The following is a 434-nucleotide window of genomic DNA, read 5'->3' on the forward strand; positions in this document are numbered from 1 at the left end:
TCGTCAGGGTGGATCGTGTCATCACTACGCCTACGGCATTGGCCGGGGTGCCAATCGACTCGTTGGCATCTGCGCGCAACGTCCTCTTGGCACTAGCGGAGCAGACCGCATCGGACGTGGGTGACGAAGAGCTGCTGGAAGGGCTGATGTTCCGTCTGACCGAAACGGTTGGCAGCAATGTCGCGTCATCACGGGGGTGGCAGCAGCTGGAACAAGCGCTGTGCCTTGCGCTCAAGACAGGAGCCCAGCCTGCCGACATCGCCAGCGTGGTTGACGCCCATTTCCGCAGCGGCGGCAATGCGGACATGCCGCCAACTGGGTAGGCAAAAAATACGCTGTTTCCAGTCGTCGGGTTTCCAAATACAGCGGCGCTGATCGCATGACTTTTAGCTGGTCACATGCCCCGTTACTCCCTATCTGGCCCTACGTTGTTC

At 59.9% G+C, this 434-nt stretch carries 1 pseudogene; it reads left to right on the plus strand.

Going from position 1 to position 434, the window contains the following annotated elements:
* Window positions 1-323: pseudogene (locus J5M67_RS28810) on the plus strand (hypothetical protein); the annotation flags it as partial.
* Window positions 324-434 lie beyond the last annotated feature (111 nt).

Origin of the sequence: Pseudomonas sp. 30_B (assembly GCF_017491605.1) — a bacterium.
GTDB lineage: Bacteria > Pseudomonadota > Gammaproteobacteria > Pseudomonadales > Pseudomonadaceae > Pseudomonas.